This window comes from Pseudomonas sp. H9, assembly GCF_004353925.1.
In the GTDB taxonomy this organism is placed as follows: Bacteria; Pseudomonadota; Gammaproteobacteria; order Pseudomonadales; family Pseudomonadaceae; genus Aquipseudomonas.
This window is the reverse complement of record NZ_SMOK01000047.1, coordinates 303,740-316,197: the sequence shown is the minus strand read 5'-3', so window position 1 is coordinate 316,197 and position 12,458 is coordinate 303,740. Positions and strand designations below refer to the sequence as shown.

13 protein-coding genes are annotated in these 12,458 nt (G+C 57.2%); 6 read left to right on the top strand and 7 right to left on the bottom strand.

What is annotated here, in order from left to right; genetic code table 11:
* Positions 1-68: 68 nt before the first annotated feature.
* Entirely contained in the window at positions 69-1,247 is a 1,179-nt protein-coding gene (locus tag E1573_RS26260; RefSeq protein ID WP_133217447.1) for a VWA domain-containing protein, read from the bottom strand.
* Positions 1,248-1,264: 17 nt separating this feature from the next.
* On the bottom strand, positions 1,265-2,110 hold the full coding sequence (locus tag E1573_RS26255; protein ID WP_133217446.1) for a MoxR family ATPase: 846 nt from the start codon (positions 2,108-2,110) through the stop codon (positions 1,265-1,267).
* A gap of 240 nt (positions 2,111-2,350) precedes the next feature.
* Here E1573_RS26255 and cysK point away from each other — a divergent pair, with 240 nt between their 5' ends.
* From cysK to E1573_RS26240, 4 genes are all read left to right on the top strand, one after another.
* Entirely contained in the window at positions 2,351-3,325 is a 975-nt protein-coding gene (gene cysK / locus E1573_RS26250; protein WP_133217445.1) for a cysteine synthase A, read from the top strand.
* A 162-nt stretch (positions 3,326-3,487) separates the two neighbouring features.
* Positions 3,488-4,423, top strand: a complete 936-nt coding sequence (locus E1573_RS26245; protein ID WP_133217444.1) for an aspartyl/asparaginyl beta-hydroxylase domain-containing protein — start codon at positions 3,488-3,490, stop codon at positions 4,421-4,423.
* 124 nt (positions 4,424-4,547) lie between these two features.
* A complete protein-coding gene (locus tag E1573_RS27100) occupies positions 4,548-4,679 on the top strand; it encodes a hypothetical protein (protein WP_256659633.1) in 132 nt (43 codons plus the stop codon).
* A gap of 107 nt (positions 4,680-4,786) precedes the next feature.
* A complete protein-coding gene (locus E1573_RS26240) occupies positions 4,787-5,668 on the top strand; it encodes a DMT family transporter (protein WP_133217443.1) in 882 nt (293 codons plus the stop codon).
* A gap of 56 nt (positions 5,669-5,724) precedes the next feature.
* On the opposite strand, the gene E1573_RS26235 is transcribed toward E1573_RS26240, so the two are convergent.
* The 3 genes from E1573_RS26235 to E1573_RS26225 all read right to left on the bottom strand — a co-directional run bounded on the left by E1573_RS26235 (position 5,725) and on the right by E1573_RS26225 (position 8,175).
* A complete protein-coding gene (locus E1573_RS26235; protein WP_133217442.1) occupies positions 5,725-6,615 on the bottom strand; it encodes a DMT family transporter in 891 nt (296 codons plus the stop codon).
* Positions 6,616-6,750: 135 nt separating this feature from the next.
* On the bottom strand, positions 6,751-6,993 hold the full coding sequence (locus E1573_RS26230) for a pyocin S6 family toxin immunity protein (protein WP_133217441.1): 243 nt from the start codon (positions 6,991-6,993) through the stop codon (positions 6,751-6,753).
* A 15-nt stretch (positions 6,994-7,008) separates the two neighbouring features.
* On the bottom strand, positions 7,009-8,175 hold the full coding sequence (locus tag E1573_RS26225) for a colicin E3/pyocin S6 family cytotoxin (protein ID WP_256659632.1): 1,167 nt from the start codon (positions 8,173-8,175) through the stop codon (positions 7,009-7,011).
* A 262-nt stretch (positions 8,176-8,437) separates the two neighbouring features.
* Here E1573_RS26225 and aceK point away from each other — a divergent pair, with 262 nt between their 5' ends.
* Complete coding sequence (aceK, locus tag E1573_RS26220) at positions 8,438-10,153, top strand: bifunctional isocitrate dehydrogenase kinase/phosphatase (RefSeq protein WP_133217440.1); 1,716 nt, start codon at positions 8,438-8,440, stop codon at positions 10,151-10,153.
* Positions 10,154-10,225: 72 nt separating this feature from the next.
* On the opposite strand, the gene E1573_RS26215 is transcribed toward aceK, so the two are convergent.
* Positions 10,226-11,095, bottom strand: a complete 870-nt coding sequence (locus E1573_RS26215; protein WP_177494603.1) for a DUF6279 family lipoprotein — start codon at positions 11,093-11,095, stop codon at positions 10,226-10,228.
* A gap of 109 nt (positions 11,096-11,204) precedes the next feature.
* Between E1573_RS26215 and E1573_RS26210 the strand changes: the two genes are divergently transcribed.
* Entirely contained in the window at positions 11,205-12,041 is an 837-nt protein-coding gene (locus E1573_RS26210) for a S1 RNA-binding domain-containing protein (protein WP_133217439.1), read from the top strand.
* Here the strand turns inward: E1573_RS26210 and E1573_RS26205 are convergent, their stop codons facing one another.
* On the bottom strand, positions 12,042-12,425 hold the full coding sequence (locus E1573_RS26205) for a hypothetical protein (RefSeq protein WP_133217438.1): 384 nt from the start codon (positions 12,423-12,425) through the stop codon (positions 12,042-12,044).
* Between the last annotated feature and the right edge of the window lie 33 nt (positions 12,426-12,458).

The window sequence follows — 12,458 nt, the reverse complement described above, 5'->3', positions numbered from 1 at the left end:
TGCCCCGCGATAGCGGTGTGTCAGTCACATCGTAATCGCGGGGCAAGCCCGCTCCCACAGAGGGTGCTTTATTTGGACAGGAAACGCATGCCTTCTTCCAGGCCGCTCAAGGTCAGTGGGAACATCCGGTCTTCGACCAGCTCGCGCACGATGTTGGTCGAGGCGGTGTAACCCCAGGTGTCTTTGGGGTACGGGTTGATCCAGATAAGCTTCTTGTACTTCTCCATGAAGCGCTGCATCCACACATAACCGGCTTCTTCGTTCCAGTGCTCGACGCTACCCCCCGGTTGGGTGATTTCGTAGGGCGCCATGGCCGCGTCGCCGACGAATACCACTTTGTAGTCGGCACCGTATTTATGCAGCAAATCCATGGTCGAGGTGCGTTCTGAAGTACGGCGCATGTTGTTCTTCCACACCGACTCGTACACGAAGTTGTGGAAGTAGTAGTACTCCAGGTGCTTGAACTCGGTCTTGCAGGCCGAGAACAATTCCTCGCAGATTCTCACGTGCGCATCCATCGAACCGCCGATATCGAACAACAGCAGCAATTTGACGCTGTTGCGTCGCTCTGGGCGCATCTGAATGTTCAGCAGGCCGGCATCGCGGGCGGTGTGGTCGATGGTGCCATCGATGTCCAGTTCTTCAGCGGCGCCCTGACGGGCGAATTTGCGCAAGCGGCGCAGCGCGAGCTTGATGTTGCGCGTGCCCAGCTCAACCTGATCATCCAGGTTTTTGTATTCGCGCTGATCCCAGACTTTGACGGCCTTGCCCTGGCGCTTGCCAGCATCGCCCACACGAATGCCTTCGGGGTTGAAACCACCTGAGCCGAACGGGCTGGTACCGCCAGTGCCGATCCATTTGTTGCCGCCGGCATGGCGTTCCTTCTGTTCTTCCAGGCGCTTTTTGAACTCTTCGATGAGCTTGTCCAGGCCGCCGAGAGACTGGATTTGCGCGCGCTCTTCGTCAGTCAGTGAGCGTTCGAACTCCTTGCGCAACCAATCTTCGGGAATCAGGGCTTCCAGGTGCCGGTCGAGGTTCTCCAGGCCTTTGAAGTAGGCGGAGAAGGCACGGTCGAACTTGTCGAAGTGACGCTCGTCCTTGACCAGGATGGCCCGCGACAGGAAGTAGAACTCGTCCATGTCGGCAAAGGTCACCCGCTGCTTGAGTGCATTGAGCAGATCAAGCAGTTCTCGCACCGACACAGGCACCTTGGCCGCGCGCATTTCATTGAACAGATTGAGCAGCATGGCAATTGCCTCCCGACTCAGCGGTTACCGCGACGGCTCATGAACGCCAGGCGTTCCAGCAGTTGCACGTCCTGTTCGTTCTTCACCAGGGCGCCAGCCAGTGGCGGGATAGCTTTGGTCGGATCGCGTTCACGCAGCACGGCTTCGCCGATGTTGTCGGCCATCAGCAGTTTGAGCCAGTCGACCAGTTCGGAAGTGGACGGCTTTTTCTTCAGGCCCGGGACTTTGCGTACATCAAAGAACACGTCCAGCGCTTCGCTGACCAGGTCTTTCTTGATGTTGGGGTAGTGCACATCGACAATCTGCTGCAGGGTGTCGCGATCCGGGAAGGCGATGTAGTGGAAGAAGCAGCGGCGTAGGAAGGCGTCTGGCAGTTCTTTTTCGTTGTTCGAGGTAATGATGATGATCGGGCGCTGTTTGGCTTTGATCGTCTCGTCGGTCTCGTAAACGTAGAACTCCATCTTGTCCAGTTCCTGCAACAGGTCGTTGGGGAACTCGATATCGGCCTTGTCGATTTCGTCGATCAGCAGGATCACCCGCTCTTCGGATTCGAACGCCTCCCAGAGCTTGCCTTTCTTCAGGTAGTTGCGCACGTCATGGACTTTGTCGACGCCCAGTTGCGAATCGCGCAGGCGGCTCACCGCATCGTATTCGTAGAGGCCCTGATGCGCCTTGGTGGTCGATTTGATGTGCCAGGTGATCAGCTTGGCGCCAAAGGATTCGGCCAACTGTTCGGCGAGCATGGTTTTACCGGTGCCGGGTTCACCCTTGACCAGCAAAGGCCGCTCCAGGGTGATCGCCGCGTTGACGGCCAGTTTCAGGTCGTCTGTGGCGACGTATGAGCGGGTGCCTTCGAACTTCATGAACCGATCCTCTACCGTAGCGCCGGGGTACGCAGCCCCTGGCGGAAAAATTGTTATGCACGACTATAACGCGGGGCCCGTGCGACTGGGAACGCAAACGCTCTATTCAGTCTCTGAATGGAGCGTCACTTGATGACTTGGTCAGCCCCAGAACGTTGCAGAAGGTGTCAGGGGTGGACTCGCCCAAGAGGCAGGCTTACCCTTGAAGTTTTCTGCTCCGGTGCTAAAAGGACCCCCGTCATGAGCCGTATCTTTGCTGACAATGCGCACTCCATCGGCAACACGCCGTTGGTTCAGATCAACCGCATCGCCCCGCGTGGGGTTACCATCCTGGCCAAGATTGAAGGGCGCAACCCGGGTTATTCAGTCAAATGCCGGATTGGCGCGAACATGATCTGGGACGCGGAAGGCAGCGGTAAGCTCAAGACCGGTATGACCATCGTTGAACCTACCTCGGGTAACACCGGTATTGGCCTGGCGTTCGTCGCCGCAGCCCGTGGATACAAGCTGATGCTGACCATGCCGGCGTCGATGAGCATCGAACGTCGCAAGGTGCTGAAGGCGCTGGGCGCGGAGCTGGTGCTTACCGAACCGGCCAAGGGCATGAAAGGTGCCATCGAGAAAGCCGCTGAAATCGTTGCCAGCGACCCGTCCACCTATTTCATGCCTGCCCAGTTCGATAACCCGGCCAACCCGGCGATTCATGAGAAGACTACCGGTCCGGAGATCTGGAACGACACCGATGGCGCGGTGGATGTGCTGGTGGCCGGCGTGGGTACAGGCGGCACCATTACAGGTGTATCGCGCTATATCAAACAGACCCAGGGCAAAGCCATCCTCTCGGTGGCGGTCGAGCCCTTGGTGTCGCCAGTGATCACCCAGGCGCTGGCCGGTGAAGAGATCAAGCCCAGCCCGCACAAAATCCAGGGTATCGGTGCCGGTTTTGTACCCAATAACCTTGACCTGAGCATGGTCGACCAAGTCGAACTGGTCAGTGACGAAGAGTCCAAGGCGATGGCCCTGCGTTTGATGCAGGAAGAGGGGATCCTTTGCGGAATTTCCTGCGGTGCGGCAATGGCAGCGGCAGTGCGCCTGGCAGAGAAGCCGGAAATGCAGGGCAAGACCATTGTGGTGATCCTGCCTGACTCTGGTGAGCGTTACCTGTCGAGCATGCTCTTCAGCGACCTGTTCACCGACCAGGAAAACCTGCAGTAACGGGCTTTGCGGCTGACCCGGCGCAAAAAAATGCGCCGGTGTTTATTGCACAATCCTTAATACTGAATGCTGGCAGCGGTTATTTTTACCGGGGCCGGATCGGTTTATGATGCTCGATTAATCTGGCAGCGATAGCCGGGTCGAAATTCCAAGGAGTGATGCATGACTTTTTCCTTTGTCGCCAAGGCAGGTGTATTGCTGCTGTTTTTCGGCAGCACGCTGTACGTACACCTGCGCGGCAAGGCACGCTTGCCAATGCTGCGCCAGTTCGTCAACCATTCGGCGCTGTTCGCCCCTTATAACGCCTTGATGTATCTGTTCTCTGGCGTGCCCTCCAAACCTTACCTGGACCGCAACCGTTTTCCAGAGCTGGATGTGCTCAAGGAGAATTGGGAAGTCATTCGCGAAGAGGCCATGCACCTGTTCGACGAGGGCTACATCCGTGCGGCGGAGAAAGACAACGACGCCGGCTTCGGTTCCTTCTTCAAGAAGGGTTGGAAGCGTTTTTACCTGAAGTGGTACGACAAACCGTTGCCATCGGCTGAGGTGTTGTGCCCGAAAACCGTCGAGCTGGTCAACAGCATTCCAAACGTCAAGGGCGCGATGTTTGCGCTGTTGCCCGGCGGCAGTCACCTGAACCCGCACCGTGATCCGTTCGCAGGTTCCTTGCGTTATCACCTGGGCCTGTCGACGCCAAACTCTGACAACTGCCGTATTTACGTCGATGGTCAGGCCTACGCTTGGCGCGACGGTGAAGACGTGATGTTCGATGAAACCTACGTGCACTGGGTGAAAAACGAAACCGAAACGACCCGGGTGATCCTTTTCTGTGACGTCGAGCGCCCGCTCAACAGCCCATTGATGACCCGCATCAACCGTAAGGTCAGCGCCTTCCTCGGCCGCGCTACCGCGCCGCAGAACACCGACGATGAGCGTGTGGGTGGAATCAACCAGGCGTATGCCTGGAGCAAGCGCTTCAGCAACGTCATCAGCGGTAAGGTCAAGCAGTTCAAACGTGCCAATCCCAAGGCTTACCGGGTGCTGCGCCCGGTGTTGGCGGTGGTGGTGGCTTATCTGTTGTATCGCTGGTTGTTCTGATACAGCATCGCGGGGCAAGCCCGCTCCCACAGGGATGGTGATAATTCTACTGTGGGAGCGGGCTTGCCCCGCGATAAACTCACCGCTATAGTCAGATCCACTTCATCTCACCGAAGACCTGCTCATGCCAGCTTCTCCTCTCAGCACCGTATTCGCTACCGCGCCCGACGCGGTGGTAGTCGTGTGCGGGAGTCAGCAGCCAGCCATGATCAGTCACTACCCACCACCTGTCAGTAGCGTGGTAGTGCTGGGCTAAGCGGCCATTCGCTGCATCCCGTCACATCTGAACCCTACTGAATACGGTTGGCTGTCCACACTGGGCGGCACCGTTCGGCTTATTTGCCCGAATTACAGGTGGCATTCATGTTTGTTTTTTCGAAAGACTCCGTGGCCTCGGCGGCCACTACCAGCCTGTTTGTCCTGCTTTGGAGTAGCGGGGCGATTGTGTCCAAGCTGGGCCTTGCCCACGCCAGTCCCTTTGCATTCCTGCTGATGCGCTCGGCTTTGGCCTTGTGCGGTTTGTTGTTGCTCGCACCATTGCTCAAGTTGCGCTGGCCGCGCGGGCGGGCGGCAGTGTGGCAGGCGCTGGCGACCGGGGCGGTGCTGCTCGGTGCCTATCAGATCTTCTATTTGCTGGCGCTGAACACGCACGTGACCCCGGGCGTCATGGCCACGGTCATGGGGGTGCAACCGATCCTTACCATCGTCTTGATGGAGCGCCAGCGCTCCTGGAGTCGCTTGTTCGGCCTGGGGCTTGGCTTGAGTGGGCTGATCATGGTGGTCTACCAAAGCATCAACCTGGGTGGGGTTTCCCTGACCGGGATGCTTTTCGCCTTGCTGGCACTGGCGAGCATGACGTGGGGCTCGATCATGCAAAAGCGCATTACCAGTAACCCGATGGGGACGTTGCCGCTGCAATACTTTGCCGGCTTGCTGATGTGTGCGGTGTTTGCGCCGTTCCAGCCGCTGCAGGCCGAGTTCACCGGCAGCTTCATTGGTGCCTTACTGTGGATGGGGCTGGTGGTTTCGCTGTTGGCAACCTTGCTGCTGTACCGGCTGATTGCCCGTGGCAACCTGGTCAATGTCACCAGCCTGTTCTATTTGGTGCCAGCGGTGACGGCATTGATGGATTACCTGATCTTCGGTAATCGTTTGGCGGCATTGAGCCTGCTGGGTATGGGCTTGATTGTGATCGGGTTGTTGTTTGTGTTCCGGAAGCCAGAGACGGTGGCGGTGCGGGCGTAGCATTTTCGCGGGGGCAAGCCCGCTCCTACCTGGTGGGAGCGGGCTTGCCCCCGCGATCAGCTGCGAACCACGGCAGGCTTGAGCACCAGCCACAAGGCCACAGCAATCAACAGCCCGCCATACAAATGTGCCATCGACAGCGGCTCATCCAGCAGCCAGGCGCCCCACAACACGCCGAAGGCCGGGATCATGAAGGTCACGGTGCTGGCCTTCACCGGGCCGATTTCGCTGAGCAGGCGGAAGTAGAGGATGTAGGCATACGCGGTACACACCAGCCCCAACCCCAGCAACGACAACCACACCTGCCAGCCGCCCCAGCTCGCTGGTGGCTGAGTCATCACGCTGTAAGCAAACAAAGGCAGCAGTAACAAGGTCGCACCCATCATGCTGCCCAGCGCCGACAGGCGGCTGTCGAGGCCGCCGCGCTGGTCGAGCCAGCGCCGTGCCAGAAAGCCGGAAAAGCCGTAACAGGTGGTTGCGGCCAGGCACGAAAGAGCGCCCTGCAGCAGTTGCTCGTCAAACGCCACCGGTCCTGCACCGCTGAGTATGCCGACACCGAACAAACCCAGAAAAATGCCGCTGAGCTTGGTAAGGGTCATGGGTTCACGAAAAAACAGCGCGCCAATCAATACGCCCATCAGTGGCGTGGTGGCATTGAAAATCGCCGAGTAGCCGGCTGGCAATACTTGTGCAGCCACTGAATAGAGCGTGGCCGGGATCGCTGAGTTGATCATGCCCAGCACCAGACAGGCCTTGAGCTTGCCATTGAAGTCCCAGCGCACTCGCAACAGAGCAAGTATGACCAGCAGGCCCAGACAGGCAATCGACACCCGAAAAAACGCACTGGGGAGGGTACCGAGCACCGGCGCAATGATGCGCATGAACAGAAAACTGGCCCCCCACACAGCAGCAAGTATCAACAGGCGGGTGATGGCGATGGGGCTCATGGGCTTCTCTGAATCCTACAGGGCGGGGCGCGAGTTTACGCCAGAACCCGCTGTGGGCCTCTCCCTTTCTTGCGCTGGAATTCCTGAGTCGGCGAGTTTGGCCAATACCGCCGTATCGCCAGGTTTTCCCGCAGGCTAAGCCATTACGCTTATGCAGATGTCAAACTCGCGTGGTATGGATTTGCCAAGAATCGTCTCGATTTGCGCAATCTGCGTAGTTGTAAGGTCTACAACACCCTCTTTTACGCCAGCTTGAAGGGACTTCCAGCCGACGACCTCTAACACTGCTTGGTTGAATTCTTGAGCTACATCCAGTTCGAATTGCACGAATTCATCTTCGTGGCCGTCAGGGAAAAAGCCTTCAATACATAGATACATACCGACTCCAGATGTTTATTTAGGTGTTGTTCTACCCGGTTTGGCTGGTTTTGTCTGTTCGCCTGTTTGGGGGTCGAACTCGCCTAAGTGCTTACCTTGTTTGCTGTAGATTTCAACTGCCCCATGCTGACTGTCCCATTCATAAATTTTCCCTGAACTATCCACCCAGCGGTGACGCTTGCCACCGCCTCCTTGGACCATGGTTTTTTGTTTTGCGCGCCTGGCATCCGGAAAGGCTGAAAGCTCCTTGGGGGCTGGGTGATAACTATGGTCACCTGGGACGCTCAGCGAAATGTAGATCGGCTGTATTCCAGTATCGGGAAACCAGATAATCGCGTCTTGGTAGTTTATTGGATGTACAGGATTGATCAGAATTTTATCGGCCTGTTCAGTTGGAGGGTACACCCATGTTCCCGGTTTCAACGAAGCACCTTCCAAGGAAGGAATACCCAATACTGCGTTAGGATCAGTTGCAGGGGTCCATATGACCTCTATGCCGCTTTCAAGGCTTGCAACGAGTTGCTCGCCTCGCGGTTGTGCTGTGATCACAGGCACCAACTGCCACTCTTTTTTTGTTCCGGTGTAATACCCGTACACGCTCACAGCACCGCCTGGCAGATGTTTCATATTGACGCGCACACGGGTGTTCGCTTGAGTCAGATGGGCATATTGCTCAGATGTGTAGAATGCAGTGTCGGTAGAAATGTCGTCAGGTATTAACAGTGTGGCGAAGCCTGCAACTGTGGTACCAGTCAATGCAAGGGTTCCTCGTAGACGGCTTGTAAGGGCTGCTGCGCTCCCTGAGCCACCAATCCAACGTAGCGGCAGGCTTCCTGTGGCCATCGTTGAGCCAGTGCCTAACACTGCGAAGGTACCGTATTGCTTGAGCAATTCGGCGGGTATAAAACCCCGCGGGTTACTGTGGTTGATCACCCCATTTGGTAATGTGCAGGACTTTGCGAAAACATAGCCCTTGGGCAGATGGTTGTGCTTGTCTAGGTCTGCTTCCTGTTGTTTTTTTAAATGCGCCTCCCATCGGAGGTTGGCGTTTACTTCATTCTCCATATTTTTAGCTGCTACTGCGGCGCCAGCGTCCTGTAAGGCTTGGATTTGTTCCTTGGTGGGTTCTCGTCTTAGGGGAGGTAGAAAATCCGGCGTATCCGGAAAGCCGAGTTTCTTCATTAGCGCGCCTTTTTCGATTTGGGAAAATTTCGATCTGCCCCTTTAACCGAATGACTATTACATTAGAGCGCTAGTCGCTGTCTGTCGGACGCTTCCCAAATGCCAAATTTGCGTTGAAGGTATCCGCAATTGCAGTCCTCCTTTCCTTACGTTGAAACTCCCGCGCCGCTGAGTTTGGCCAATACCGCCGTATCGCCAGGCTTTCCCTGCCCACGGCGACTGGCTAAGCTCAGGCTTCGACATTCCCGTAGAGGTTTGATGTATGCCCCAGCACTGGCCGGCCGCCGCTATCGCCCGGATGATCCTCGATGGCTTCGATGATTACCGTGAGCATTTTCGCCAGATCACCATCGGCGCCCGTGCCCGCTTCGAGCAGGCGCAGTGGCAGCAGACGCAGAGCGCGTCGGCAGCGCGTATCAATCTGTATGAGGAAAAGGTCAGCGAAGTCAGTGGCTGGTTACATGAGGCGTTTGACGCTGAAGTGCTGCTGGAGGTGACACAGTGGCCGTTGGTTAAAAGCGCTTACATCGGCCTGATTGATCCACGGCTGGACGATGAGTTGTCGGAGACGTGGTACAACTCGATCTTCTGCAGCCTGTTCAGCCATGACCTGATCAGCGACGGCTGTATGTTCATTCACACTACCCGGCCTTCGTTGCGCAGCCACGAGCGGGCAGCGCAAACGCGTACGTACCGCCCTCGCAGCGGCCTGGCCAGTGTGTTGACGCAAATCTTCAACGACTATTGTTTCGACGTTGCCTATGGGGACCTTGAGGGCGACCTGGCCCGGCTTGAAGGGCAGTTGCGCGAAAACTTGCCGGACTGGGTCTGCAAGGACCCGGCGTTGGCCGTGGAGTTGTTTTCGCCAGTGCTGTATCGCAATAAAGGGGCTTATCTGGTCGGGCGTATTTACACCCAGGATGAGCAGTGGCCACTGGTGATCCCTTTGTTGCATCGCGAGGGGCATGGTATCGAGATTGATGCGCTGATTACCGACGAAGCCGAAGTGTCGATTATCTTCTCTTTCACCCGTTCCTATTTCATGGTGGATGTGCCGGTGCCGGCTGATTTTGTCAGCTTTCTCAAGCGCATTCTGCCGGGCAAGCATATCGCCGAGCTGTACACCTCTATTGGCTTCTATAAGCATGGCAAATCGGAGTTCTACCGCGCGCTGATCAATCATCTGGCCAACACGGATGACCGCTTCATCATGGCTCCAGGTGTGCGTGGCATGGTCATGAGCGTGTTTACCCTGCCGGGTTTCAACACCGTGTTCAAAATCATCAAAGACCGCTTCTCGCCGTCCAAAAGCGTTGATCGGGCCACGGTAATCGAGAAGTACCGCCTGGTGAAAAGCGTTGATCGGGTCGGGCGTATGGCCGATACCCAGGAGTTTTCCGATTTCCGCTTCCCGTTGAGCAAGTTTGAACCCGAGTGCCTGGCTGAGCTGTTGGAAGTGGCGCCTTCGACGGTCGCCGTGGAAGGTGACACCGTGCTGGTGCGCCACTGCTGGACCGAGCGGCGCATGACCCCGCTCAACCTGTATCTGGAGCACGCCAACGACGCTCAGGTGCGTGAAGCGCTGGAAGACTATGGCCTGGCCATCAAACAACTGGCAGCGGCCAATATCTTCCCGGGCGATATGTTGCTGAAGAACTTCGGTGTCACCCGCCATGGTCGGATTGTGTTCTACGACTACGACGAAATCTGCTTTCTCACCGAAGTGAACTTCCGTTACATCCCGCCGCCACGCTACCCCGAAGACGAAATGTCTGGCGAGCCGTGGTATTCGATCGGCCCGCACGACGTGTTCCCTGAAGAGTTTCCCCCGTTCCTGTTTGCCGACAGTGGGCAGCGTCGGCTGTTCAGCCAGTTACATGGTGAGTTGTACGATGCGGATTACTGGAAAGGCCTGCAGGAGGCGATTCGCGGCGGCAAGGTGATCGACGTATTCCCGTATCGGCGCAAACCAAGGTAGGAGCGGGCTTGCCCCGCGATGCGATGTGACAGATAACCGCAATCGCGGGGCAAGCCTGCTCCTACAGGTCAGTTAGCCTTTCATGCACTTGAGTTCGCTGAAGTCTTTGCGCACCTGGCTGAGCTTCAACTCCAGGTGCTGACGTTGCTGCTCGCTGCTCTGCGCCATCAGGTCAACCAGCAGGTGGCGGGCTGCCAGTTCGGTGCGCTGATAAGCCTGGCGGTACTCCGGGGTCCACAGGCTATCGCGGTTTTTCAGCAGTTGTTCGAGGCGAGGCTCGAAAGCGGTGCTGTTGCGCTGATCCATGGCAGCACTGAATTGCGCCTGCCAGTTGGCCCGATTGGCGATCCATTGACGGTTCTGTTCGCCCAGGCTTTGTGACCAGAGCATGATCCGCACCTGTTGCTGTGTGCTCAGCTCACCCAACCAAGGCGTCAGGCGCTTTTCCATACGTTCTGCTCGCGCCTCGATCTGCCGGGCCAGGGGTGTTTTGACAAACTTGGCCTGACGCTCGCGAATGTCTTCAGCAAAGGCCTGGCGCATCTCGCGCACCTGCTGATCATCCATCGCCTTGAGCAACTGCGCTGCAGAGGGGGTGACCTGGTCCGCCACTTTAGCGATCGCCTGCTTTGCCTCCTGGGTACGGGCTTGTACCTGCTGATCGGTCACCTGGCCGTTGGCAACCATTTGTCGGACTTCGTCGATCCAGGTCAGGTACCCCGGCAATTGTGTACGGCAATGCCAGGCCAGATGTTGCTTCAAGCGCTGATTGAGCCAGGCCTTTTGCTGGCGGCTCATGTTCAGGTAATCATCGAGTGTCCAGGGCACCAGCACATCGAGGTTGCGGTAGGCCAGGTCAATACGGCTACAGGCCACGGCCAGCAGGGCCGTGACAAGCAGGAGCAGGCAGAGGCGCAGGTACTTGGACAGGCAGGCGTGCATGGCGAGTCCTTGCAGTGACGTGCTTGTGTGTATAGATCAGCATGGCTCATTGCGGTTCCTTTTGCCGGTTGGGTGTAGAATGCCGGGCTCGCAATGAGGATTTCCGGAAATGGCTTTAGTTGGGCGTTACAACAGTTTGCAAATCGTGAAACACACGGACTTCGGCCTGTACCTGGACGGCGGCGCGGATGGCGAAATCCTCCTGCCTAACCGTTACATCCCCAAGGACACGCCCACCGAGGTCGATGACTGGTTGAATGTCTTCGTCTACCTGGACAGTGAAGACAAGCTGATCGCCACCACTGAAAAGACCAAACTGCAGGTCGGCGAGTTCGCCAGCCTCAAGGTCAAGGAAATCAACAGCATCGGTATTTTCCTCGACTGGGGCCTGCCCAAGGACCTGTTGATGCCGTACTCCGAAGAAAAGCGCCAGATGCGCCAGGGCGAGTACTGTGTGGTGCATGCCTACCTGGACAAACGCACGCGGCGGATCACCGCCACCGCGCGTCTGGACCGGTATCTGGACAAAGTGCCGGCCAACTACACCACGGGCCAGGAAGTCGACTTGCTGGTGGTCGAAGAAACCCCGATGGGTTTCAAAGCGATCATCAACAACAAGCACTGGGGCTTGATCCACAAGAACGAGGTGTTCAAGTTCCTGCGTTCGGGCAAGCAGGAGAAGGGCTACATCAAAGAGCTGCGTAGCGACGGCAAGATTGCCTTAAGCCTGCAGCCGGTGGGGCAGGCCCTGGCCAGCAGCTTGAACGAGAAGATTCTGAGCAAGCTCAAGGATGCCAATGGCGTGCTGCCGGTCAGCGACAAGAGCGACCCTCAGCTCATCAGCGACATGTTCGGGGTCAGCAAGGGTAACTTCAAGAAGGCGATCGGTGCCTTGTACAAGGAAGGCCACATCGTCATCCACGCTGACCGCATCGAACTGGTCTGATCAGGCCTGGCGAAAGCCTGCAAAGTTCAGGTTTTCGCCACCTGGGCGTACGTCCTGAAGCCATGCATCGCGGTCGGCGCTCAGGGCCAGACTGATGGTGGAGCGACGCTTGCCAGGGTGGCGAACTTCCATCTTTTCCAGATGCGCCTTCAGGAAATTCACCGGCACTTTCAAGTGCTGCAACTCGTCGGTTTCAGGCGTGTGCAGCAGCAGGTTGACCCAGTCAGCCGCGCCTTTGCGCAATACCAGCTTTACCGGCACATCGAACCACCACAGGCTGCGCTTGGTATCAAGCACGGCAAACAAGGTGTTGTCGCTGGCAAGCACCGGTTTATCCAGCTCCAGATTGCGACGGGCGATAGCGGCGGGTTTGTCGAGTTTCATGCAGGTTCCTACGGGTGACGCTTGAAAGGCCGA

Coding starts and splice junctions, on each gene's coding strand:
- E1573_RS26260 (WP_133217447.1), bottom strand. CDS start 1,247: ATGCTGCTCAATCTGTTCAATGAAATGCGCGCGGCCAAGGTGCCTGTG.
- E1573_RS26210 (WP_133217439.1), top strand. CDS start 11,205: ATGGCTTTAGTTGGGCGTTACAACAGTTTGCAAATCGTGAAACACACG.
- E1573_RS26230 (WP_133217441.1), bottom strand. CDS start 6,993: ATGTATCTATGTATTGAAGGCTTTTTCCCTGACGGCCACGAAGATGAA.
- E1573_RS27100 (WP_256659633.1), top strand. CDS start 4,548: ATGCCAGCTTCTCCTCTCAGCACCGTATTCGCTACCGCGCCCGACGCG.
- cysK (WP_133217445.1), top strand. CDS start 2,351: ATGAGCCGTATCTTTGCTGACAATGCGCACTCCATCGGCAACACGCCG.
- E1573_RS26235 (WP_133217442.1), bottom strand. CDS start 6,615: ATGAGCCCCATCGCCATCACCCGCCTGTTGATACTTGCTGCTGTGTGG.
- E1573_RS26245 (WP_133217444.1), top strand. CDS start 3,488: ATGACTTTTTCCTTTGTCGCCAAGGCAGGTGTATTGCTGCTGTTTTTC.
- aceK (WP_133217440.1), top strand. CDS start 8,438: ATGCCCCAGCACTGGCCGGCCGCCGCTATCGCCCGGATGATCCTCGAT.
- E1573_RS26215 (WP_177494603.1), bottom strand. CDS start 11,095: ATGCACGCCTGCCTGTCCAAGTACCTGCGCCTCTGCCTGCTCCTGCTT.
- E1573_RS26240 (WP_133217443.1), top strand. CDS start 4,787: ATGTTTGTTTTTTCGAAAGACTCCGTGGCCTCGGCGGCCACTACCAGC.
- E1573_RS26255 (WP_133217446.1), bottom strand. CDS start 2,110: ATGAAGTTCGAAGGCACCCGCTCATACGTCGCCACAGACGACCTGAAA.
- E1573_RS26225 (WP_256659632.1), bottom strand. CDS start 8,175: ATGAAGAAACTCGGCTTTCCGGATACGCCGGATTTTCTACCTCCCCTA.
- E1573_RS26205 (WP_133217438.1), bottom strand. CDS start 12,425: ATGAAACTCGACAAACCCGCCGCTATCGCCCGTCGCAATCTGGAGCTG.